Below are 23,018 nucleotides of genomic sequence, written 5' to 3'. Positions count from 1 at the left end.
CGCCCCCCGTCTGTCTGCTGGCCGTGTGAGAAGCTTGGGAGCGTGAATGAGATCCTCCCGATAGTAATTTACGTAGTCGTAGCCTTGGCCCTTTTGGGGTCCCTTGCAGCCCTGCTCGTGCGCTCCCGCCGCACGCCGCCGGGTACCTATACCACCACGCGGGACTCCGACGACGACGGCGGTATCGCCGCGCGCCGAGCAGGCACTGACACGCTCGAGAGGCCCACGGACCTCGACCCCGGACCCGATGTCATTGTTCCCGATGACCTGCGTGACCTCGAGGAAACCCAGACCGGCGTCGAAACCATTCCGGTCGAAACTCCGGACCCGGTACAGGGCCGCCTGGCCCGGTTGAGGGCGCGGCTCGCCAAGTCCAACAATGCTCTCGGCAAGGGCCTTCTGGCCCTGCTCTCCCGTGACCGCATCGATGAAGACGTGTGGGACGAGATCGAGGAGACTCTGCTCCTGGCCGACCTCGGTACCGAACCGACCGGTGAGCTCGTGGATGCCCTCCGTCAGCGGGTCAAGATCGCCGGCAGCCGCAGCCCCGAAGAGGTCAAGGACATGCTCCGGGACGAGCTGATCAAACTCGTCGACCCCACCATGGACCGTTCCCTAGCCACCTACCGCCACGCGGACCGCCCCGCCATTGTCATGGTGGTCGGCGTGAACGGCGTCGGCAAGACCACCACGGTGGGCAAGCTCGCGCGTGTCCTCGTGGCCGAAGACAAGGACGTGCTGCTCGGCGCAGCAGACACTTTCCGGGCCGCCGCTGCTGAGCAGCTGGCCACCTGGGGACAGCGGGTCGGGGTGCCAACCGTGAAGTCCGACGTCGACGGCGCCGATCCCGCGTCGGTTGCCTTCGAAGCTGTCAGGGCCGGAATTGAGGGAGAGGTCGACGTCGTCATGATCGACACGGCCGGCCGTTTGCAGAACAAGGTAGGGCTGATGGACGAGCTCGGAAAGGTGAAGCGCGTCATCGAGAAGCAGGGCACCGTCGATGAGGTGCTGCTGGTCCTTGACGCGACGACCGGACAGAACGGTCTCAACCAGGCGAGGGTCTTCGCCGAGGTCGTCAATATCACTGGAATTGTCCTCACCAAGCTGGACGGCACCGCAAAGGGCGGCATCGTCGTGGCCATCCAGCGCTCGCTCGGTGTGCCGGTGAAGCTGATCGGCCTCGGTGAAGGTGCCGATGACCTGGCGCCGTTCGACGCAGAAGAATTCGTGGACGCGCTGCTGAACTGACGTCGAAGTTCAGGTGCACTGCGCAGTCGGCACCCGGTACGCCCCGCGAAGGAAGTGATCCTAGCGGGGCGTACTTGTCTAACAGGCCCCGGCGCTATTCCTGCGTCCAGGAAACACGAAGGAAACATGGCCGATACGCACTCTTTACGTCGGTGAATCGCCCGTAACGTCCCGGCAACACAATTCCCAAGACGACGAAACACGCCATTGCGAGACTTTTTGACAGCGGGAAGTGCCCGCCACTCGCGAGAGGACGTAAAGATGGATCTGACAGCAGGTCACGTCTGGGTCATGGTTTCCGCCGCCCTGGTATTGCTCATGACCCCCGGACTGGCATTTTTCTATGGGGGCATGACTCGTGCCAAGGCAGCCCTGAACATGATGATGATGAGCTTTATCGCTGTGGGCCTGGTAGGCATCGTGTGGGTGCTCTGGGGTTACTCGATGACCGGCGGCGACGGTGTCGCCCAGCTCTTCGGAAACCCCTTCGCCTCATTCGGGCTTGAAGGACTCATCGGGACGGAAGACATGATCGGCGCCGGTTACGGCGTAACGTTCGCGATCATCACAGTCGCGCTCATCAGCGGTGCCATCGCAGACCGGGCCAAATTCGGAGCCTGGTCGCTCTTCGTGCCTATCTGGGTCACCGCCGTTTACTGCCCGCTGGCATTCATGGTGTGGGGAGGCGGCCTGCTCAGCGCCGAAGGTGCCGTCGGCAGTGCAGTCGGTGAGGCCATCGACTTCGCCGGCGGAACCGTCGTCCACATCAGCGCAGGCGTTGCCGCTCTGGTCCTCGCGATCATCCTCGGCAAACGACAGGGCTTCGGCAAGGACCCGGCCCACCGCCCGCACAACGTTCCCCTCGTCATGCTTGGTGCGGCACTGCTGTGGTTCGGCTGGTTCGGTTTCAACGGCGGTGCCGCGGGTACTGCCGAGGAAGCGGGCTTGATCTGGGTCAACACCATGGCAGCACCGGCAGCGGCAATGGTCGGTTGGCTCGTCACTGAACGCTTCCGCGATGGCCGCCCCACCTCCCTCGGTGCAGCCTCCGGTATCGTCGCCGGTCTCGTCGCGATCACACCGGCCTGTGCAAGCGTCAGCCCCATCGGCGCCGTCGGACTGGGACTTGTGTCCGGCGCTGTGTGTGCGCTGGCCGTGAGCCTGAAGTACAAGCTCGGCTTTGACGACTCACTCGATGTGGTGGCCGTGCACTTGGTGGCGGGCACTCTGGGAACCGTCGCGATCGGCTTCATCGCAATGCCGGTTGATGGCGAAGGTGGCGGCCTGTTCTATGGCGGCGGTGCCGGTCAGCTCGTCGCACAGATCGTCTCCGTGCTTGTAGCGGTCACGCTGTCCGCGGTGATGACGGCCCTGATCGGTCTGGCAATTCACAAGACCATCGGCTTCCGGGTAACCCCCGACAACGAGGTATCCGGCGTTGACCTCTCCGAACACGCAGAGACTGCCTACGAATTCGGCGGGCTGGGCGTTGGAGGACAGTTCCACCCGTTCCACGCAACCAGTCAGGCTCCCGTCGCCGACGCGGCCGAGCAGAAGGTGAACTCATGAAACTAGTTACAGCGATCGTTCGTCCCGACAAGTTGGATAGCGTGCGGGGAGCTCTCGAGAACTACGGAGTCCAGGGACTCACCGTCAGCCAGGCGAGCGGCTACGGACGCCAGCGTGGGCACACCGAGGTCTACCGCGGTGCGGAATACACCGTTGACCTGCTCCAGAAGGCCCGGGTCGAGGTCCTTGTGTCGGACTCCTCCGTCACTGACATCGTGGACGTGCTTGTCTCGACGGCCAACACGGGCCGCGCCGGGGACGGCAAAGTCTGGGTCCTCCCCGTTGAGGACGCAGTCCGTGTCCGCACAGGCGAAAGAGGCGAAGCAGCCCTCTGACAATCCGTACTCATAGGACAGGCCGCGTGATTACCACGCGGCCTGTCCTTTGTTGTTGCAGATGGGAGTAAGCGCCAACGGATGTGGCCGCCGCTACCAGTTTGATGGGCCGGCGGACCCGGCAGGGTATTCGTCCATGGGAACCTCGTTCGCGTCCCAGGCGGCGAGTACCGGCTCCACTATGCGCCAGCAGTCCTCAGCGGTATCCCCGCGAACGGACAGCGTGGGGTCGCCTGAGAGCACGCTGTCGAGAACCTCTCCGTAGGGGAGCAGGTCAGAGGCATTCAGCTTTGCCTGCAGAGTTGCCCGGTCCAGGCAGAACACGTCGCCGGGTCCGTTCACGTCGATGTCCAGCTCGAGCGTGTCCGGGCCGAACCCGATCCTTAGCCGGGTGGGGGAGTCAACCCCTGTGAAGCCGTCCGGGAGGTGGTTTACCGGCTTGAAGGTGATCACTGCTTCCTTGCGGGTCCGGCCGAGCGACTTTCCTGACCGCAACCGGAACGGCACCCCCGCCCAACGGTCGTTGTTGATCGACACGACTATTTCAGCGAGCGTCTCGGTTCCGCGGGACGGATCGACACCGTCTTCATCCACATAGTTTGGTACGTCGCGTCCGTCGATGCTGCCGGCGGTGTAACGGGCCCGACGTGTGCTGGTCCGGAAGTCCGGGTGCACCGAGCTGGCGCGCAGCACCGAACCGATATGATCCCGCAGATCCCTTTCATGCAGGGTTGACGGCGCGTTCATCGCGATAAGGGCCATCACCTGCAGGAGATGGCTCTGGATCATGTCCCTCAGGGCGCCGGCGCCGTCGTAATAGCGTGCACGGTTCTCGAGCGTCAGTTTCTCGTCGAACACGATGTCCACGGAATCGATGTGGAGGCTGTTCCACACCGGTTCCAGCAGGCGGTTCGCGAAGCGGAGGCCGAGGATATTCAGCACGGTGGCTTTGCCGAGGAAGTGGTCAACACGGTGGATGTGGTCCTCAGGTACCAGCCGGCTGAGGATCGTGTTCAGCCGGGTTGCCGATTCCGTGTCGGTGCCGAACGGTTTCTCCATCACCAGGCGGGAGCCTTCCGGAAGATCTTCCGGCTCGAGCGTGGCGCAGGCTTTTTCACTGATGGCCGGGGGCAGCGCGAAATAGGTCGCAACCGGCGGTTCCAGCCCGGCAATGAGTTCTGCCAACGCCCCCTTCGCCGTGACGTCGACCTGATGATAGGTACTGGCGGCGCAGATTTCTGCCAGGGCGCCGCCGTCGTCCCGGGTGCCGGAATCAGGCGACGCGGCGGCAAATGAGGTGGCCAGTCGCTTCTGCCAGTCCTCCGCATTCCACGCATCGGATCCGGCCCCTACCAGGGCGAGCCCTTCGGCCTTTCCGTGCCTGACCAGCCGGGCGAGCCCGGGCAACAGCAGCCTGCCTGTCAGGTCGCCCGAGGCGCCGAGAATCAACAGCGTACGAATTGCCTGCCCCCGGAACTGTTGCCCGGATGCCTGTTCGTCAATCGCATGAGTAGTCACCCTTACACCCTGCCACTGCCGGGGGGTGGCTGTCTGCTGCCCGTGGGAGCGAACCCAGTTGATACCCTAGATAGTTGAATCCACTCCGTTCGAGGAAAGCAGTTCACGCACCGTGTTCAATTCACTCTCAGACCGGTTGACAGCGACCTTCAAGAACCTCCGCGGCAAGGGCCGTCTGTCGGAGGCAGACGTTGACGCAACGGTCCGCGAGATCCGTCGCGCCCTGCTCGACGCGGATGTCGCCGTGCCGGTGGTGCGAGCCTTCGCCGCGCAGGTCAAGGAACGCGCCCTCGGACTCGAAGTCTCCCAGGCGTTGAACCCGGGGCAGCAGGTCGTCAAGATCGTGAACGAGGAGCTCGTTGGCATCCTCGGCGGCGAGACACGCCGGCTCCGCCTCGCCAAGAACCCGCCGACGGTCATCATGCTCGCGGGCCTGCAGGGCGCGGGCAAAACAACCCTGGCCGGAAAGCTCGCCAAATGGCTCAAGGGTCAGGGCCACAGCCCCCTGCTGGTCGCATGTGACCTCCAGAGGCCCAACGCGGTCAAGCAGCTGGAGGTCAATGGGCAGCGCGCCGGTGTTCCCGTCTTTGCTCCGCATCCGGGCGTGAGCTCGGAGTTCGAGGCCGCCACCGGCAACCCCGTGGAGGTAGCCCGCCAGGGTGTCGCCGAGGCGCGGACCAAGCTTCACGACGTCGTCATCGTCGACACTGCCGGTCGCCTCGGCATCGATGCCGAGCTCATGCAGCAGGCATCCGATATCCGCGATGCCGTCAACCCGGACGAAGTGCTCTTCGTCATCGACGCCATGATCGGCCAGGATGCAGTGAACACTGCGCAGGCCTTCAACGAGGGCGTCAACTTCACCGGCGTCGTCCTTACCAAGCTCGACGGCGACGCCCGCGGCGGTGCCGCCCTCTCGGTCGCGTCCATTACGGGCAAGCCGGTCATGTTTGCCTCCACCGGCGAGGCGTTGACGGACTTCGAGGTCTTCCACCCGGACCGCATGGCCTCGCGCATCCTCGACATGGGCGACATCCTCACCCTGATTGAGCAGGCGGAGCAGGCGTGGGACAAGGACGAGGCTGCCCGGATGGCGAAGAAGTTCGCCGATCAGGAAGACTTCACCCTCGACGACTTCCTCGCGCAGATGCAGCAGATCCGCAACATGGGCTCCATGAAGAAGATGCTCATGATGATGCCCGGCGCCGCCAACATGCGGCAGCAGCTGGAAAACTTTGACGAGCGCGAGATTGACCGGGTCGAGGCAATCGTGCGCTCCATGACCCCGCATGAGCGGGTTGCTCCGAAAATTATCAACGGCTCACGGCGAGCCCGCATCGCGCGCGGTTCCGGCGTCCACGTCTCTGAGGTGAACGGGCTGCTGGAGCGTTTCGGGCAGGCGCAGAAGATGATGCGCAAGATGGCTGCCGGTGGTGGTATTCCCGGTATGCCGGGGGTGCCGGGTCCCGGCGGCTTCAGTGGTGGTGCACGGAAGGGTAAGGCGAACGCCAAGGGGAAGAAGAAGCCGCGCTCGGGCAATCCCGCGAAGGCTGCCCAGGAGGCTGCTGCCGCGGAGGCCCGCCGGAACGGTCAGCGTGCGTCGGTGCCCACCGGTGCAGCGTTCGGCCAGCAGAACGATTTCGACCCGGCGTCGTTGAACCTTCCGAAGGGGTTCGAGAAGTTTCTCGGGAAATAGACCGTCCAAACGGTGGTAACGCCGTCCGGCCCGGTTTGTCCGGCGCGGCAGCTAGGTTGAGGTCATGAAGGGCGATCGCGTTGTCTTCGTGCATGGCGCGGGAACGTTCGGTGCGGCGGCCTGGCCGAGACAACACGGAATGGCGCTCGAGTTCGATTGCCTGTTCGTGCGCCGCCACGGCTTCGACCCCGTTGCAGCTCCGCTCCCAACCGATTTCTCCGCGGACCAGCGGATCCTGGAGGAGGCGCTGGGGGAGGGCGGCCACCTTGTGGCCGCATCGCAGGGCGCCGTTGCTGCAATGATGCTTGCGGTTGAGCGGCCAGAGCTGGTTCAGTCGCTCATTCTTGCCGAACCGGCGTGCCTGTCCCTCACGGAGGAGCTGCCGGCAACAGCGGCGCACCGCGCCCGGGTGGACCCGTTGTTCTCACGTGCAGCGGAATTGACTGATGAAGAGTTCAATCGCGAATTTGCGCGTGCGGTCTTCGCTTCCGAACCGCGGCCGCTCGATACCGCCGAAGATCGTCACCGTGCCCGGCGTCTCAGGCTTCAGGCGCCGCCGTGGACGGCGCCGCTGACAATTGTTCCCGGTGTGCCCACTCTCGTCCTGACCGGTGGCTGGGAGCCGCTCTATGAAGAGGTGGCGGAGTACCTCGCGGGAACCGGTGCCATGCACAGGGTTGTTGGAGGCGGGCATCGTCCGCAGGATACGGATGAGGGCAACGCCCTCATCCGTGAGTTTGTCGCGAGCCATTGATTCCGTCGCCGTTCGTCTGAGTCGGAGCTGTCAGGGAATAAGTTTAATCTTCAAGTAGTTGTGATGAGTGAACCACATGCTTGGAGGACACCATGAATACAAAAGACCTGATGCCGGCGGATACCACGATGAGCACCGTGATGCTCACAGTTGGGAATCTCGACCGTATGGCCGGTTACTACCGGAGCGCGCTCGGCCTGGTTGATATTGCCGAGTCTGACGGTGGCCTCTACCTCGGCCGCGGGAATGAGCGGTTGATCCATCTTTCGGCCGCAACCGGGCTCAAGCTGCCGCCACCCACGGAGGCCGGCCTCTTCCATACCGCGCTCTTGTTCCCCGACCGCGCTGACCTTGCAGCAACGGTCGCATCCGCTGCACAGGCAGCACAGTCCGCCGAAGGCCGGTATGTGGGAAGCGCGGACCACCTGGTGAGTGAGGCATTCTATTTCTCGGATCCGGAAGGAAACGGGATCGAGCTGTACTTCGACAAGCCGCGTGACACCTGGGACTGGACCATCAGCGAGGGCCGGCGCACCGTCGTCATGGACAACGCGCCGCTCCCTCCAAGGCAATACCTCGAAAGCAACCTCACTGAAGAGTCCGTTGCGCACCAGCAGCAGGCGGCTGCCGGCGTCGGGCACGTCCATCTGCAGGTGGGTGATGTCCAGACCGCGGAACAGTTCTACGTCAACACGCTCGGATTCGAGCGGACTGCCGGCTGGCATGGCCAGGCACTGTTCGTCTCCGCCGGCGGATACCACCACCACATGGCGATGAACGTGTGGAACAGCCGCGGTGCCGGTCCCCGCAAGGACACCCTCGGGCTGGGAGAAGTCCTCATCCGGGTGCCCCACCCGGATGAGGTCGGGGCGCTTGCCGAGCGCCTGAAGGGCGCCGGCATCGGGCATCACCACACCGGCCTGGAGCTGCGCTTCGAAGACCCGTGGCGGAACAAGCTCCGCGTCGCCGTCCGGTAAGACGCGACCCATACCGGGCCGAAGTCGCTAGTAGGCGTGAACTTCTGGCACAATGGATCCGTACCCAATCCGCGCAGCCCCTCTCTCTGCGCGCATTGTGTCCTCTAGGACTCCAATGTATGGCCCGCCCCACGGGAGCAGAAACCGGAGTTCGCCCTTTTGATCAACAAGGAGTGACCACACAAGTGGCCGTAAAGATTCGCCTGAAGCGCTTCGGTAAGATGCGCGCACCGTACTACCGCATTGTCGTCATGGACTCCCGCGCAAAGCGCGATGGACGCGCCATCGAGGAAATCGGCAAGTACCACCCCACCGAGGAGCCCTCGTTCATCGAGGTCAAGTCGGACCGTGCACAGTACTGGCTTGGCGTCGGTGCACAGCCCTCAGAGCAGGTTGCCGCGATCCTGAAGATCACCGGTGACTGGCAGAAGTTCAAGGGCATCGAGGGCCAGGAAGGCACCCTGAAGACCAAGGCTCCCAAGGAGTCCTTCACGGCTCCTGAGAAGGGCTCGGTCATCGTTCCTGAGGCCATCACCCCGAAGAGCAAGAAGGCCGACGAGTCCGAGGCTGAAGCTACCGAGGCTGAGTAAGTTGCTCGCTGAAGCGCTGGAGCACCTAGTCCGCGGAATCGTGGACAGCCCTGATGATGTGCAGGTTTCCTCCAAGTCGAACCGTCGTGGTGAGACTCTCGAGGTGCGCGTCCATCAGGAGGACCTCGGCCGCGTGATCGGTCGTCAGGGTCGAACGGCACGCGCATTGCGCACCGTCATTTCCGCCCTCGCGGATGGCGAGCCGGTGCGGGTCGATGTCGTGGACACTGACCGCCGCCGCTGATCAGCAGCACAAAATGCCTGAAGTCCGGCCCCACCACACAGGTGTTGGGGCCGGACTTTTTTACTGTTTGACACGCCACCTATACACGGAGAACCCATGGATCTGCAGGTCGCCCGCATCGGAAAGCCCCACGGTATTCGGGGTGAAGTAACCGTCCAGCTGTTCACAGACGCACCCGAGGAGCGCTTCGAACCTGGCGCTGTCTTTCGTGTCGAGCCGGCGGCGCAAGGGCCGCTCACCGTCTCCAGCGCGCGATGGAACAAGGAAATTCTCGTTCTTGGCTTCGAAGAAGTTGCCGACCGGAATGCCGCTGAAGTGCTGCGCGGAGCGAAGCTCTTCATCGAATCCGACGAGACTGCCGACGACGAGGATGACGCCTGGTATGAGCACGAACTGGTGGGGCTCGAGGCTCGCGTTGGAGACGAAGTCGTTGGCAGGGTCAGCGCGCTGCGCACCATGACCGTCCAGGATCTGCTCATCATTGAGCGGTCCGACGGCGAGGAGATCCTGGTGCCTTTCGTGGAAGAGATTGTTCCCGAGGTCGACGTCGAGGGCGGCTTCGTGCTCCTGACCCCGCCGGAGGGCTTGCTGGAACTGAACCTTCCCGGGTCCAACCAGGCAGAAGCCGACCAGGCAGAGTTCGATCAGGCAGAGGGTATCGGCGCTGAGAAGAAGGCTGACGGTAGCTAGTGCGTATCGACGTTGTCAGCATTTTTCCGGAGTACCTCGCCGCCCTGGATCTCTCATTGATCGGGAAGGCGCGGCAGGACGGGCTTCTCAACCTCACCGTTCACAATCTCCGGGACTTCACGACCGACCGGCACCGCACGGTCGATGACACTCCGTACGGCGGCGGCGCGGGCATGGTGATGAAGCCGGAGCCGTGGGCACAGGCACTGGAGAGTGTGCGCGGTGGGGCGCGCCCGGTCCTGGTGGTTCCCTCACCGGCTGGAGCAGTTTTCACTCAGGCGATGGCGCACGAACTGGCCCAGGAAGAACATCTGGTGTTTGCGTGCGGGCGCTACGAGGGCATAGATGAACGTGTAATCGAATGGGCCGAAGAATCGTTCGACGTACGTCCGCTCAGCCTGGGCGACTACGTACTGAACGGCGGTGAGGTGGCTGTCCTGGCAATGGTGGAGGCAGTGGCGCGGCTGCTTCCCGGAGTTGTTGGCAACCCGGAGTCCCTCATCGAGGAGTCGCACTCCGACGGACTGTTGGAATATCCCGTGTACACGAAGCCCTCGTCCTGGCGGAAGCTGGACATCCCGGACGTGCTCCTCAGCGGCAACCATGCCCGCATCGCGCGGCACCGCAGGGATGAGCAGCTGCGCAGGACGGCAACCCGCCGGCCGGATCTTCTGGAAAAGCTCGACGCCGGGACGTTGGATGCCGCGGACCTGAGAGTTCTCTCCGTGGCGGGTTACGCGGTCGTCGATGGGAAGGTGCGGCCGGTTGTACCGCCGTCGTCCGATTCACCGTCCGATTCCAGGTGAAGCGCCGCCTGTGGCATAATTGAAGCTCGTGCCAACTGGTACGCGCCTGCCACAGGGGGAGCGTAGCCAACAGGACGGCACACCGGAATTCGCCAAAGGGCGCGCCGGTACGAATTTTCAACGGCAATTGCCTGCGTGCAGGTCTTCGTCGTTGTGACCAACGTGAGTGACCTGTGGCGTTCACCAGGAGCAATCAAATGCATATTCTCGACAATGTGGATGCAGCATCGCTGCGCAGTGATGTCCCCGACTTCCGTGCGGGCGACACCCTGAAGGTTCACGTCAACATCATCGAAGGCAAGAACACCCGTGTTCAGGTCTTCCAGGGCTTCGTTCTCGGCCGCCAGGGTGACGGTGTCCGTGAAACCTTCACGGTTCGCAAGGTCAGCTTCGGCGTCGGCGTTGAGCGTACCTTCCCGGTGCACTCCCCGGTAATCGACAAGATCGAGGTCGTCAGCAGGGGCGATGTGCGCCGTGCGAAGCTGTACTACATGCGTGATCTTCGCGGCAAGGCTGCAAAGATCAAGGAAAAGCGCGATCCGAAGACCGCCAAGTAACTCCTTCGTTTCTCATGCCTGAATTTTCCGTTGCACGGAAAGCACCCAGGCAGCCGTCGAAGCGCTGGCCCGGTATCACGGGCTGGCGCTTCGCCTTTTGTACCGTGGCTTTCGTGTGTGCTGCCGTCATCGCCGTCCGTGCGCTCCTGGCTGACGTGTTCTACATCCCGTCCAGTTCGATGGAGCCACTGCTCGAGGAAGGCGATCGAGTCCTTGTCTCGCGAACCGACTATGTGTTCGGCGACATCAGACGGGGCGACGTCGTCGTCTTTGATGGCAAGGGATCGTTCGCACCGCTCGGTGAGGGTGGACTCCACCAGACGCTGACAGATACGGCCCGCTTCTTTGGTCTGGGCGCCTCCGAGACCACATATGTGAAGCGTGTGATCGGAACCGGCGGTGACACCGTCGCATGCTGTGATTCTGACGGGCGGCTGACCGTCAATGGGAACGCCTTCGAGGAGCCCTACGTTTTCCCCATGGACACAGCCAGCGAAACGGGGTTCGAGGTAGTGGTCCCAGAGGGTAAGTTGTGGCTCATGGGTGATCACCGGTCGGAGTCCTTCGACTCACGAGGCCTGCTCGGCGCACCGGGAGGGGGCCTCGTCTCGGCGGAACGGGTCATCGGTCGTGCCACCCACGTGCTCTGGCCCTTCGAGCGCTCCACCACAGTCCCGCGCCCCGCTGATCGGTCGCCCTCGGCCAGTCCTACCCCGAACGTACAGCAGAGGAATTACACATAATGGCTAAAGCCCACTCCGGGACCCCGAACGACGGCGCTGAAGATCCCGCAGACGCGCCGCGTTTCGACAGGTCCGGCAAGGATGGGTCCTCCGGCGGTTCCGCGGTCCGCAGTCTGGGCAGCTGGGCCAAGGAGATCGTCATCATCGTAGCGGTCGCCTTGCTGCTCTCCTTCCTCATCAAAACGTTCCTCTTTCGCGCGTTCTTCATCCCCTCGGGGTCTATGGAGAACACTCTTGAGATCGACGACCGTATCTTTGTCAACCAGCTGGTTCCCCAACCGTTTGAGCTGAAGCGCGGCGACATCGTCGTCTTTCGCGATGCCGAGGGCTGGCTTCCCGAGTCAGCGGCCGGAACCGCGACAAGCAACTGGTTCAAGGACGCCGTCATATTCGTCGGTCTTCTGCCGGATGAGTCCCAGCAGCACCTCGTCAAGCGCGTCATCGGCCTTGAAGGTGACCGGGTGATATGTTGTGACGCCGAGGGCCGGATCACGGTGAACGGTGAGCCCCTCGATGAGCCGTACCTGTTCCCGGGTGCCAACCCCTCGGACACCCCCTTCGACGTGACCGTGCCCGAAGGAAAGATCTGGGTCATGGGAGATCACCGGAACGCCTCTGCGGACTCCCGCGCCAACACCGGCAAGTCCGGGGGTGGATTCATCGACGTGGATGAGATCGAGGGCAAGGCATCCGTGATCGCGTGGCCCCTTGACCGCATGGGCTTCCTGGGCAACTACCCTGATGTTTTCGCCGATGTTCCTGACGCAGCACAGAGCAGCACCGGACGGGATCAGTCGACGCCGTGACCGGTAAGGCACCAACGCTGCGCTATGAACGCTCCTTCCTTGATGTGGGGCACCGGTTCGTTGCCGGTTGTGACGAGGTGGGGCGGGGTGCCCTAGCCGGGCCGGTCACTGTCGGCCTCGTAGTCGTTGATCTGGCAGCCGTGAAGGGCCTGCGCGGGGTCCGGGACAGCAAGCTGCTCAGCGCGCCGGAGCGGGAAGCGCTGGTGCCGAGAATACAGCGCTGGGCAGTGGCCTATGGCGTGGGCCACGCGACCGCTGCGGAGATCGATGCCGTCGGCCTCATGGCGGCGCTGCGCTCCGCCGGCAACCGTGCATGGGCACAGGTCACACGGGTAGTCCGGCCCGATGCGGTCATCCTGGACGGCAACCACAATTGGCTGGCGCCCACTTCCCAGGGGTCGCTGTTCGACGATGTCGATATCCAGGAAGCCAGCTGCGATGCCCCGGTTCATACCCGGATCAAAGCGGACCTGCAGTGCCTGAGCGTTGCCGCGGCCAGCGTCCTGGCGAAAGTGGAACGGGACCGGCTCATGGTGGATTTCGCCGAGAACTATCCCGGCTATGGCTGGGAGGTGAACAAAGGCTATGCAACGGCTGCCCACCGGGCTGCGATTGACGGGCTTGGACCCAGCGCCGAACATCGGCGGACCTGGCGCCTTGGCAGCATGAGCGCGGATACCGGCATGCCCGGTGCCGAAATTGGGGGATGATGGGTTCATGAGCGCCGAAGATCTCGAAAACTATGAAACCGACATGGAGCTGCAGCTCTACCGTGAGTATCGCGACGTCGTCAGCCTCTTCAACTATGTGGTTGAAACGGAGCGGAGGTTCTACCTCGCCAACCATGTTGACCTGCAGGCGCGCTCGGCGGACGGCGAGATCTACTTCGACCTCACCTTGAATGACGCTTGGGTGTGGGACGTGTACCGCTCAGCGCGCTTCGTCAAGACAGTGCGCGTCATAACGTTCAAGGACGTGAACGTCGAGGAACTGGCGAAGAGCGATGATATCCCTCTTCCGAAGGACGGCTCGCTGGGCAGCTGACTGCCGCTCCACACCCCGATGGCTTCCCTGCAGTTACCCACATAGCCCCAAACTCCCGGCACCTCCGGTACCAGTTGCAACACGCTGGTACCGGAGGTGTTTATGAGAACCAAGGATGAACTGGGTAAGCGGGGTGAGGACCTTGCTGCCAATTATTTGGAGGATGGCGGACTCCGGATCATCGACCGCAACTGGCGGTGCCCGATCGGCGAAATTGACCTTGTAGCGGTCGACGGCGCCACGCTGGTCGTCGTTGAAGTCAAGACGCGGTCTTCCGAGGCATTCGGCCACCCACTGGAGGCGATCACGCCCGGGAAACTGGAACGGCTGTATCTGTTGGCGTCACGCTGGGCGCGGGCGCACGATCTCCGGTTCTCCGGGTTCCGCGTGGACGCAGTCGCTATCGTGGATGACGGCACCGGTCAGCCCGTCATCGAGCACCTGCGGGCGGTGAGCTGATGCCGCTCGGACGCACCTACGCCGTTTCACTGGTGGGACTGAACGGCTACATCGTTGAGGTCGAGTCCGACATTGGGCAAACGCTCCCGGCATTTGTCCTCCTCGGGCTACCCGACGCTTCGCTCTCGGAGGCCAAGGAGCGCATCCGGGCAGCCGCAAGGAACGCAGGTCTTCCACTCACGCGCCGGAAGATCACGGTGAACCTCGTTCCGGCCTCGTTGCCCAAGAGAGGTTCCGGTTTCGACCTTGCCATCGTTATGTCTGCTTTGGCAGCAGCGGGAGACGTGCGCAACTGCGGCCGCACAGTTTTCCTTGCTGAGCTGGGTCTGGACGGGCGCCTCAGGCCCATCCGCGGGGTGCTGCCGGCAGTTATGGCTGCTGTGGGTGCCGGTTTCACCAGTGTCGTGGTTGCTGGCGGGAACGCCGCAGAAGCGGCTCTTGTGCCGAGTGCTGAGGTGAGAAGCTATGACTCCCTTGCCGAGGTGGCGTTGGCGTTCGGAGCGGATCCGGCCACCGTTGAGTTTCCTGTGCCGCAGGTGTCGGAGTTTTCGTCCGGGTCCCGTGCGAGTGCTGACCTTGTCCCCAAGGATCTGTCTGATGTGGCTGGGCAGTCGGAAGCACGATTCGCGGTGGAGGTGGCCGCCGCTGGAGCACACAACCTGATGATGGTTGGCCCGCCCGGTGCTGGAAAGACCATGCTGGCCGAGCGCATGCCCGGGATCCTTCCGGATCTCACAGACAAGCAGGCGATGGAAGTGACGGCCATACACTCTCTCGGGAGCGCGGAATCGTGTCGGGAGTTACGGCGTCGGCCCCCCTTTGAGAGCCCTCACCATACCGCCAGCGCAGCATCAATCATCGGGGGTGGCAGCGGCATCCCCCGCCCAGGCGCCGCTTCACGTGCCCATCGTGGAGTCCTGTTCCTCGACGAGGCGCCGGAATACCAACGCCGCATTCTTGATGCGCTTCGGGAACCGCTGGAGAGCGGGGAATTGGTGCTACATAGGGCGGCCGGAACGGCTACCTATCCGGCCCGGTTCCAACTCGTACTCGCGGCCAATCCCTGCCCGTGTGGGCTGGCCACGGGCAAGGGAATGGATTGTAGGTGTTCCGCCCAGCAACGCCGGCGTTACTTCGACCGGCTGTCCGGGCCTCTCCTTGACAGGGTCGACCTGCAACTGGCAGTGCACAGGGTGTCCCTCAAAGACTTCTCCGGGTCTGCCGCGACAGACTCCAGCGCCGCCGTCGCAAAGCGCGTTGCCGCTGCCCGGGTGGCGCAGCACGAGCGGCTACGCCGCTGGGATCTCTCCACCAACGCTGAGATTCCCGCCCGACTTTTGCACAACGAACTCAGGCTTACCCGGAAGGCAACCGAATCCGTGGACAGAAAAATGGAGCAGGCTGCCATCACGAAACGCGGCTACGACAGGGTCCTGCGGGTGGCGTGGACAATCGCTGATCTGGCGGGAAGGGCTGCGCCCAACTCCGACGACGTCACAACGGCACTGATCTTCCGCACTCAGGAGGCAGCATGAAGGCTTCCGGATGGAGCGAAGAGCAAGTGGCCCGTGCAGGGCTTGCGCGTCTGTTGGAACCATCCGACAATGTCGGGTTGGCGCTCGTGTCCGCCGCAGGTCCAGTTGAGGGCCTGCAGATCGCTACGGGCGCCGCAACCTGTGGTCCCCGGCTGCACCGGGCATTGCTCGAGATCCTGGCGGCGAACGGACACCGGATGAGAACGGACGCGCTCACGCAGGCACTTGACCGATGGCGGACACGCGCCGAGACTCTTGCACCGCTCAGGGACCTTGAAACCGTGCGCCGGTTCGGTGGGACCCTGCTCACCCCCGAATCGGACTGGTGGCCCCAGGCACTGCAGGATCTGCAGCTGGAAGAACCGCTGTGCCTGTGGGTGCGCGGGCAGAACGCCGTGGCCATTCCGTCACAGGACCGGGTAGTAGCGGTGGTCGGTTCGCGGGACAGCACTAGCTACGGAGCTTCCGTGACCGCCGATCTCGCAGCCGGCCTGGTCGGACGGGGTTACACCGTGTTGTCCGGCGGCGCTTACGGCATCGATGCGCAGGCACACCGAGGAGCGCTGGCGATAGCGGGGGAGGACCATCCGTTGCCCACTGTGGCGGTTCTCGCCTGCGGCATCGATCGGTACTACCCGGCCGGCAACGAGGGCCTGCTGCGGGAAATCGCCCAGCGTGGACTGCTGATCTCCGAGGTGCCACCGGGTTCATCACCCACGCGCTACAGGTTTCTTCAGCGCAACCGGCTGATCGCTGCGCTCAGCTCAGTCACTGTGGTGGTTGAGGCCCGCTGGCGCTCGGGAGCACTCAGCACGGCACATCACGCGGCAAACCTGGGCCGGGCGGTCGGAGCGATTCCAGGCCCTGTCCAGTCACCCAATTCCGCCGGTTGTCATCGGCTGCTCCGGGACGGCAGCGCGATCTGCGTCACTGACGCTGCCGAGGTCGCTGAGCTCGCGGGTCCCCTCATGGGGGTGTGCGGCGAAGAGCGCCCCGGGCAACCGGCGCCGCATGACGGCCTGGCCGTGGAGGATCTGCTGCTTCTGGACGCGCTGCCTGTTCGAGCCTCCTCCACGGTCGACAAGCTCGCGGTGGTTGCCGGCCTCAGCGTGCCTGGAGTCCTTGCGGGCCTTGGCCGCCTGGAAACCGACGGCCTTGCGCAGCGTACCGATGACGGCGGATGGCGTAAGAGTCCACGTTGAACCGCTCGTACGGACACCTTCACAGATTCAACCAACAGGATCCCTGCATCACCCGGCACGAAGAAAGGAACCAACCGTGAATACATTCAGGATCGTTGACAGCCCAGTAGGAGGCCTGGTTCTTGTGGCCCGAAATGGAAGACTGGTCGGTCTCTACCACGAGTATCACTCGCCGGAGCCCTCGCCGGTTCTCCTCGGACTGCCTTTCCCGGAAGGATCAGAAACGACCCCTTTCGGGGAGGACGGGTCGAATGATTTGTCAGCCCCTGACCAGGAAGCCGCATCGGAAGTGTTCCATGAGACGGGTGACTGGCTGCGACGCTACTTCAGCGGAACCGTCGAGCAGCCGGTACCCTACGACCTTCTCAATGGGACCGCGTTTCAGCGCACTGTCTGGGAAGCGGTTGCGGCGATCCCGTACGGTGAGACTCGCACCTACAAGGACATCGCAGACGCTCTGGGCAATGAATCGATGGGACGGGCTGTCGGCGCGGCGGTGCGCGCCAACCCACTATCGATAGTCATCCCGGGGCACCGGGTGGTGGGCGCAAGCGGGGCGATCACAGGCTACGCGGCTGGTGTCCCCGTCAAGCGTGCACTGCTCGAATTGGAAGTTGCGGTAACCGCCCGAGTTGCAGCGTGAATTCTATTGGCGGTTCGCTGATGGGGTGACGAATAGCAGGTGGCCTCGACATGCATCCAAGAAGCTGCATGGCGCCATTGGAGGGTTGGCGGTGCGCCTCCTTGCTGGGGGCCCCATCGTGGTGCACAGTAGGTTCACGCATCAGGGGAGGAGTTGGGAGGCAGGGCATGAGCGCACCGCCCGGGAGCGGGCCTCCGTCCCTTTTCGTCCGCGAAGCGGACGGATTCATTCGCTACCTGTCCCGGGAACGGAACCGTTCCGCCAACACGGTGCGTGGCTATCGCGGCGACCTTGATGACTTTGCGTCTTTCTCCGCCGCGCGGGGCATAGGGGCTCTTGCGGAAGTGGATCTAAGCTGTCTCAGGTTGTGGCTGGGTTCTCTCGACCAACAGGGTCTATCAAGGGCGACCATCGCCAGGCGGGCAGCGACCGTCCGCAATTTCCTTGCCTGGGCCACCCGCGAGGGATACATCGGTGACAATCCGTCGCTCAGGCTGAAGGCGCCCCGACGGCAGAACGGTCTTCCCGACGTCCTGTCCGAGTTACAGCTCGAACCGTTGCTGGCGACCACACAGAAAGCGGCGATAGGAGGGAATCCCGCAGCGCTTCGTGCCCGGGCAGTGCTGGAATTGCTCTACGGATCGGGGATTCGCGTCGGTGAGCTCGTGGGTCTGGACATTGACGACGTGGACCATGATCGCCGCACCATACGAGTCCTGGGAAAAGGGAATAAGGAGCGCACTGTGCCGTACGGTGTGCCGGCTGCTCAAGCCCTCAAGGACTGGCTGGCCCGCGGCAGGAATCAATGGGCCAAGTCGGACAGCGGTGCCGCGCTCTTCCTCGGACCACGGGGCCGCCGTCTCGACCAGCGTCAGGCGAGGTCGATCGTCCAAAAGCTTCTTGCTACCGTCGAGGGCACGGGTGCCAGCGGCCCACACGCCTTGCGCCATACGGCTGCAACCCACCTGCTCGACGGCGGGGCAGATCTGCGTGCCGTGCAGGAACTCCTGGGACACCGGAGCCTCGCAACCACCCAGCTCTATACCCACGTGTCCGTGGACCGGCTCCGCCGCAGTTACGAGCAGGCTCACCCCCGTGCATGACCGACCAGTCGGGTTGAGCGGTCGCGTGGAATACGGCGGGAGTAATTACAGTGGCGCGATTTGCGTTCATGGGGCAGAATGAGCGTAGTTCAATAAAGTGCGGACTGAGCACACCATACCCGAGCAACAACGGGACAGGACCACCAAGGGTTGAAGGTCGTTGGGGAAGACGTACCTACAGCTATGGAGGATGGAATGTCTGTTGTGATGGCGCGCGGTGTTTTGTATATCCACTCAGCCCCTTCTGCGTTGTGCCCTCATATCGAGTGGGCCGTCGGATCGGTCATTGACCAGCGTGTGGACCTGCAGTGGTCCGCACAACCTGCCGCGCCCGGAATGTTCCGTGCCGAGCTCTCCTGGGTTGCTGCACAGGGATCCGGAGCCAAGCTGGCATCCGCATTGCGGGGATGGGCACACCTGCGGTACGAGGTGACCGAAGAGCAGAGCGCCGGGGCCGATGGCGGCCGCTGGTCGCACACACCGGAGCTGGGAATCTTCCACGCCACCACGGACGTCCACGGCAACGTCATGATTTCTGAAGACCGCATTAGGTACGCCTATGAGACCGGAGCCGGCGACCCGGCCGCGGTCTATCACGAGCTCTCCCTTGCCCTGGGTGAGTCGTGGGACGAGGAATTGGAGCCCTTCCGGCATGCAGGAGAGGGCGCGCCTGTACGCTGGCTCCACCAGGTCGGCTAGGATCGCCCACTCAACGCAAGAATGAAGCCCGGATACCGGCTGGTACCCGGGCCTCATGCAGTCTGCAGGTTGTCGGCAGGTTAGACGTTCTTCACCACAATGACCGCATTGTGGCCACCGAAGCCGAACGAGTTGCTGAGTGCAACGATATCGCCCGAAGGCAGGTCACGCGCCGACGTCACCACGTCAAGCGGGATCTGCGGATCCTGGTTCTCAAGGTTGATGGTGACCGGTGCGCGGCGGTCGTGGACCGCGAGAACAGTCATCACGGCCTCGACAGCACCCGACGCACCCAGCAGGTGGCCGGTTTGCGACTTTGTGGCCGAAACGGCGACCGAGTCCAGCTGTCCACCCAGAGCGGTCTTCAACGCCACGTACTCCGGCTGGTCACCCACCGGTGTGGAGGTTGCGTGCGCATTGACATGCACTACGTCCGAGGGCTGAACCCGCGCATCAAACAGCGCGGCCTTCAGCGCCCGGGTTGCCCCAAGGCCCCCGGGATCAGGCGCGGTGATGTGGTACGCGTCGGCTGTGACGGATGTGCCCGCGAGCTCGCCATAGATGCGGGCGCCACGGGCGAGGGCATGCTCTTCCGCCTCGATCAGCAATGCTCCAGCGCCCTCACCCATCACGAAACCGTCGCGGTCGATGTCGTACGGGCGTGAGGCGTGCTCAGGATCATCGTTGCGGCGCGACAGGGCTTGCATGGATGCAAAGGCCGCGATCGGCATAGGGTGGATGGCGGCTTCAGCGCCGCCGCACATGACGACGTCCGCCTTGCCGGAACGAATCAGTTCCAGTCCCTGGTGAAGCGCTTCGGTGCCGGACGCACACGCCGATACGGGTGTGTGTGCACCAGCCCGGGCGCCGAGATCCAGGCTCACAGCAGCCGCAGGACCGTTGGGCATGAGCATCGGAACCGTCATGGGCAGCACCCGACGAGGTCCCTTGGCCTTGAGCGTGTCCCAGGCATCGAGCAGTGTCCACACGCCGCCGATACCGGTTGCAAACGCTACGGCAAAGCGGTCGTGGTCAACTTCTTCGATACCGGAGTCGCGCCATGCCTCCCGGGCAGCGATGACAGCGAACTGGGTGGACGGGTCCATCCGCTTCGCTTCGACGCGGGTCAGCACCTCGCCTGCCGGGGTCGAAACCTGAGCAGCGAAGGTTACCGGAAGCTCATACTCCGCCACCCAGTCGGCTTCGATGGTTCGTGCGCCTGAAATGCCCTTCAATGCGTTCTCCCACAGGGTGGGAACATCGCCGCCGATGGGTGTGGTGGCGCCCAAGCCGGTGATGACTACTTTGCGTGCCATGGTTCACTCTCTGATGCGTCGTTGTTTCCGTGTGGAAGATGTGCCTGATGTGCCTGATGTGGCGGCGATGGCGGAGTCGGGATGCCATCGCCGCACGCCACTAGGACTGGGCGCTGGCGATGAAATCCACTGCGTCGCCGACGGTCTTGAGGTTCTTGACTTCTTCGTCGGGGATGCGCACTCCGAACTTCTCCTCAGCGTTGACCACGATGGTCATCATGGAGATCGAGTCGATGTCAAGGTCGTCGGTGAAGGATTTGTCCATCTCCACGGACTCCGGGGCAAGGCCCGTCTCTTCGTTCACGATCTCGGCCAGTCCTGCGAGGATCTCTTCATTGTTAGCCATGATGGCTCCTTTTCTCTTTGTTCCGGTACATACCGGATCCGTTTGATCAGGCCGCGGGCTGCGGCCTGAAGTGGAAAACTACGGGAGAACAACGACCTGGGCGCCGAACACCAATCCAGCGCCGAAACCAATCTGCAGGGCGAAGCCCCCGCTCAGGTCCGGATTTTCGGACAGGAGGCGATGCATCGCGAGTGGGATTGAGGCAGCGGAGGTGTTGCCGGCGTCGACGATGTCACGCGCGACTGCCACGTGTTCGGGCAATCCCAACTGCTTCACCATCTCGTCGATGATGCGGATGTTCGCCTGGTGCGGGACGAACGCCACGAGGTCCTCGGCCTTGATGCCGGCAGCGTCGAGAGCCTGCTGCGCAACCTTGGCCATTTCCCATACTGCCCACCGGAACACCGTGGGGCCGTCCTGGAGCATCGTGGGCCAGATTGCGGATTCAGCAGCCCTTGCCAGCGCGTCCGGTCCGTCTGCAAGCGCTGCAAGCGACAGGTCGCGCACATCGAGGAGCGAATGGGTCATACGGATTGACTCGTGCTTGCTGCCGTCAGAACCCCAGACGGAGGGACCGATCCCGGGTGAGTCGGACGGGCCGATTACGACGGCGCCGGCTCCGTCGCCGAGCAGGAAAGAGATGGTCCGTTCAGTGTTGTCAATGAAATCGGAGAGCTTCTCGACGCCGACCACGAGGACGTAGTCAGCGGTTCCTGCGTGTACCAGGGCGTCGGCCTGGGCGATTCCATAGCAGTAACCTGCGCAGGCTGCCGAGATGTCGTACGCAGGAGCCGGGGTGGCGCCCAGACGGTCCGCCAGCTGCGCGGCTGCAGAGGGAGTGGCATACGGGTGCGTGACGGTGGAAACCAGCACGGCGCCCAGCTGGGACGCCTCGATGCCTGCGTCAGCGAGGGCCGCCCGTGCCGCTGCTTCACCCATGTCGATGACACTGGTGTCTTTGTCAGCGCGGTGTCGCGTCACAATGCCCGTGCGTTGGCGGATCCACTCATCCGAGGAATCGATCCACTGGCAGATGTCCTCATTGGTGACGATCACCTCCGGACGGAAGATACCCATGCCGAGGATGCGGGTGTGTTCCCGCAGCGGGGACTGTTGAAGAATAGGAGTAGTCACGCGTTTCCTTCTGCGATTGCAATGGGGGCGTCGGCCGGGGAAGGGGTGCGGGAATGTTCTGCCATGAAGTTCCGTGCCGCGCTCAGGTCCTCAGGGGTCTTTACTGCGAGGCTGGCTGTCCCGCGCATCCCGCGCTTGGCCAGCCCTGTCAGGGTACCCGCTGGAGGAAGCTCAAGCACGCCCGAAACGCCCATGTCCTGAAGCCGCTGCATGCATAGGTCCCAACGGACGGGACGGGAAACCTGCGCAATCAGGCTGTCGAGATTGAGGTCACCGGATGCCACCGGTTCACCGTCGTAGTTCGAAAGCAGCGTGGCGAGAGGCTCGGCCGGTGAGAGGGAAGGCCGCAGCTCCTCGAGCGCTTCCACAGCCGGGGCCATGTGATGGGTGTGGAAGGCACCGGCCACCTTCAACGGGATAACGCGGGCCTTTTGCGGTGGATCCGCAACCAGCGCGGAGAGCTGCTCGAGCGTGCCCGCCGCAACGATCTGGCCACCGCCGTTTGCGTTCGCCGCGGTCAACCCATGGCGCTCGAGGGTAGCGACGACGTCGTCGGGATCGCCGCCCAGAACCGCGCTCATACCGGTCGGGGTGACCGCAGCCGCGGTAGCCATGGACTGCGCCCGTGTGCGCACAAGCGTGACGGCGTCCTGCTCAGTTAGTGCTCCGGCCACGGCCGAAGCGGTCAGTTCTCCCACCGAGTGCCCGGCCACGACGGTGGCCGACGTAAGCGGCGTGTCACCAAGGAGCACGCGGGCCGCGACCAATCCGGCGGCAACAATCAGCGGCTGCGCTACTGCGGTATCGCGAATCGTTTCCTCATCGGAGACGGTGCCGTGACGCACCAGGTCGACGCCGGCTGCCTCGCTGAGGGCGTCAAGGTGCTCGCGCACGCCCGGAAGGTCAAGCCACGGGGTCAGGAATCCTGGGGACTGGGACCCTTGTCCAGGGCAGAGAATTGCAAGCACGTATCAAGCTTTCCAAATGGGCGGTCATAAGCAGGG

26 protein-coding genes are annotated in these 23,018 nt (G+C 63.6%); 21 read left to right on the top strand and 5 right to left on the bottom strand.

Going from position 1 to position 23,018, the window contains the following annotated elements; all coding sequences use genetic code 11:
• The first annotated feature begins 42 nt into the window (after positions 1-42).
• From ftsY to AC5RTB_RS15315, 3 genes are all read left to right on the top strand, one after another.
• Positions 43-1,248, top strand: coding sequence for a signal recognition particle-docking protein FtsY (ftsY, locus tag AC5RTB_RS15325; RefSeq protein WP_494061912.1), 1,206 nt, complete (start codon positions 43-45; stop codon positions 1,246-1,248).
• Positions 1,249-1,509: 261 nt separating this feature from the next.
• Positions 1,510-2,817: an ammonium transporter gene (locus tag AC5RTB_RS15320; RefSeq protein ID WP_494061911.1), complete on the top strand. Its 1,308-nt coding sequence runs from the start codon at positions 1,510-1,512 to the stop codon at positions 2,815-2,817.
• Positions 2,814-3,152: a P-II family nitrogen regulator gene (locus AC5RTB_RS15315; RefSeq protein WP_490888917.1), complete on the top strand. Its 339-nt coding sequence runs from the start codon at positions 2,814-2,816 to the stop codon at positions 3,150-3,152. Before AC5RTB_RS15320 ends, AC5RTB_RS15315 begins: the two co-directional genes overlap by 4 nt.
• 93 nt (positions 3,153-3,245) lie before the next feature.
• Here AC5RTB_RS15315 and AC5RTB_RS15310 read toward each other — a convergent pair whose 3' ends face one another.
• Positions 3,246-4,670, bottom strand: a complete 1,425-nt coding sequence (locus AC5RTB_RS15310; protein ID WP_494061910.1) for a glucose-6-phosphate dehydrogenase — start codon at positions 4,668-4,670, stop codon at positions 3,246-3,248.
• Positions 4,671-4,782: 112 nt separating this feature from the next.
• On the opposite strand from AC5RTB_RS15310, the gene ffh reads away from it, so the two are divergent.
• The 18 genes from ffh (at position 4,783) to AC5RTB_RS15220 (ending at position 19,218) form a co-directional block, all read left to right on the top strand.
• A complete protein-coding gene (gene ffh / locus AC5RTB_RS15305) occupies positions 4,783-6,366 on the top strand; it encodes a signal recognition particle protein (RefSeq protein ID WP_494061909.1) in 1,584 nt (527 codons plus the stop codon).
• Between the two features lie 64 nt (positions 6,367-6,430).
• Positions 6,431-7,120 carry an alpha/beta fold hydrolase gene (locus tag AC5RTB_RS15300; RefSeq protein WP_494061908.1) on the top strand — a complete coding sequence of 230 codons (690 nt, stop codon included), beginning with the start codon at positions 6,431-6,433 and terminating at the stop codon, positions 7,118-7,120.
• A 92-nt stretch (positions 7,121-7,212) separates the two neighbouring features.
• Positions 7,213-8,097, top strand: a complete 885-nt coding sequence (locus tag AC5RTB_RS15295; protein WP_494061907.1) for a VOC family protein — start codon at positions 7,213-7,215, stop codon at positions 8,095-8,097.
• Between the two features lie 185 nt (positions 8,098-8,282).
• A complete protein-coding gene (gene rpsP, locus AC5RTB_RS15290; RefSeq protein WP_494061906.1) occupies positions 8,283-8,687 on the top strand; it encodes a 30S ribosomal protein S16 in 405 nt (134 codons plus the stop codon).
• Between the two features lies 1 nt (position 8,688).
• Positions 8,689-8,931, top strand: coding sequence for an RNA-binding protein (locus tag AC5RTB_RS15285; RefSeq protein WP_026543804.1), 243 nt, complete (start codon positions 8,689-8,691; stop codon positions 8,929-8,931).
• Between the two features lie 96 nt (positions 8,932-9,027).
• Entirely contained in the window at positions 9,028-9,621 is a 594-nt protein-coding gene (gene rimM, locus AC5RTB_RS15280; protein WP_494061905.1) for a ribosome maturation factor RimM, read from the top strand.
• Positions 9,621-10,427, top strand: coding sequence for a tRNA (guanosine(37)-N1)-methyltransferase TrmD (gene trmD, locus AC5RTB_RS15275; RefSeq protein WP_494061904.1), 807 nt, complete (start codon positions 9,621-9,623; stop codon positions 10,425-10,427). The genes rimM and trmD overlap by 1 nt, the downstream gene beginning before the upstream one ends.
• 197 nt (positions 10,428-10,624) lie before the next feature.
• Positions 10,625-10,984, top strand: coding sequence for a 50S ribosomal protein L19 (gene rplS, locus AC5RTB_RS15270; protein ID WP_494061903.1), 360 nt, complete (start codon positions 10,625-10,627; stop codon positions 10,982-10,984).
• A gap of 14 nt (positions 10,985-10,998) precedes the next feature.
• A complete protein-coding gene (gene lepB / locus AC5RTB_RS15265; RefSeq protein WP_494061902.1) occupies positions 10,999-11,727 on the top strand; it encodes a signal peptidase I in 729 nt (242 codons plus the stop codon).
• Positions 11,727-12,533 carry a signal peptidase I gene (lepB, locus tag AC5RTB_RS15260; RefSeq protein WP_494061901.1) on the top strand — a complete coding sequence of 269 codons (807 nt, stop codon included), beginning with the start codon at positions 11,727-11,729 and terminating at the stop codon, positions 12,531-12,533. The genes lepB (AC5RTB_RS15265) and lepB (AC5RTB_RS15260) overlap by 1 nt, the downstream gene beginning before the upstream one ends.
• Positions 12,530-13,243: a ribonuclease HII gene (gene rnhB / locus AC5RTB_RS15255; protein ID WP_494061900.1), complete on the top strand. Its 714-nt coding sequence runs from the start codon at positions 12,530-12,532 to the stop codon at positions 13,241-13,243. Before lepB (AC5RTB_RS15260) ends, rnhB begins: the two co-directional genes overlap by 4 nt.
• A gap of 7 nt (positions 13,244-13,250) precedes the next feature.
• Complete coding sequence (locus tag AC5RTB_RS15250; RefSeq protein WP_490888892.1) at positions 13,251-13,577, top strand: DUF2469 domain-containing protein; 327 nt, start codon at positions 13,251-13,253, stop codon at positions 13,575-13,577.
• Between the two features lie 102 nt (positions 13,578-13,679).
• Entirely contained in the window at positions 13,680-14,036 is a 357-nt protein-coding gene (locus tag AC5RTB_RS15245) for a YraN family protein (RefSeq protein ID WP_494061899.1), read from the top strand.
• Positions 14,036-15,571, top strand: a complete 1,536-nt coding sequence (locus tag AC5RTB_RS15240; protein WP_494061898.1) for a YifB family Mg chelatase-like AAA ATPase — start codon at positions 14,036-14,038, stop codon at positions 15,569-15,571. The genes AC5RTB_RS15245 and AC5RTB_RS15240 overlap by 1 nt, the downstream gene beginning before the upstream one ends.
• Entirely contained in the window at positions 15,568-16,773 is a 1,206-nt protein-coding gene (gene dprA, locus AC5RTB_RS15235; RefSeq protein ID WP_494061897.1) for a DNA-processing protein DprA, read from the top strand. Before AC5RTB_RS15240 ends, dprA begins: the two co-directional genes overlap by 4 nt.
• A 76-nt stretch (positions 16,774-16,849) precedes the next feature.
• Positions 16,850-17,416, top strand: coding sequence for a methylated-DNA--[protein]-cysteine S-methyltransferase (locus AC5RTB_RS15230; RefSeq protein ID WP_494061896.1), 567 nt, complete (start codon positions 16,850-16,852; stop codon positions 17,414-17,416).
• A 167-nt stretch (positions 17,417-17,583) separates the two neighbouring features.
• Positions 17,584-18,519, top strand: a complete 936-nt coding sequence (locus AC5RTB_RS15225; protein ID WP_494061895.1) for a tyrosine recombinase XerC — start codon at positions 17,584-17,586, stop codon at positions 18,517-18,519.
• Between the two features lie 195 nt (positions 18,520-18,714).
• Positions 18,715-19,218 (top strand): DUF3145 domain-containing protein, encoded by a 504-nt coding sequence (locus AC5RTB_RS15220; protein WP_494061894.1) that lies wholly within the window; start codon positions 18,715-18,717, stop codon positions 19,216-19,218.
• An 80-nt stretch (positions 19,219-19,298) separates the two neighbouring features.
• Here the strand turns inward: AC5RTB_RS15220 and fabF are convergent, their stop codons facing one another.
• From fabF to AC5RTB_RS15200, 4 genes are all read right to left on the bottom strand, one after another.
• Complete coding sequence (gene fabF / locus AC5RTB_RS15215) at positions 19,299-20,534, bottom strand: beta-ketoacyl-ACP synthase II (protein ID WP_494061893.1); 1,236 nt, start codon at positions 20,532-20,534, stop codon at positions 19,299-19,301.
• 100 nt (positions 20,535-20,634) lie between these two features.
• The gene (locus tag AC5RTB_RS15210; protein WP_490888870.1) at positions 20,635-20,880 is read right to left on the bottom strand and encodes an acyl carrier protein; all 246 of its coding nucleotides are present in this window, start codon (positions 20,878-20,880) and stop codon (positions 20,635-20,637) included.
• A gap of 78 nt (positions 20,881-20,958) precedes the next feature.
• Complete coding sequence (locus tag AC5RTB_RS15205) at positions 20,959-22,014, bottom strand: beta-ketoacyl-ACP synthase III (RefSeq protein WP_494061892.1); 1,056 nt, start codon at positions 22,012-22,014, stop codon at positions 20,959-20,961.
• Positions 22,011-22,982, bottom strand: a complete 972-nt coding sequence (locus AC5RTB_RS15200; protein ID WP_494061891.1) for an ACP S-malonyltransferase — start codon at positions 22,980-22,982, stop codon at positions 22,011-22,013. The genes AC5RTB_RS15205 and AC5RTB_RS15200 overlap by 4 nt, the downstream gene beginning before the upstream one ends.
• Positions 22,983-23,018 lie beyond the last annotated feature (36 nt).

This window comes from Arthrobacter sp. M71 S08, assembly GCF_059089725.1.
The sequence above is the reverse complement of the archived record's forward strand: the minus strand, read 5'-3'. Positions and strand labels throughout refer to the sequence as shown.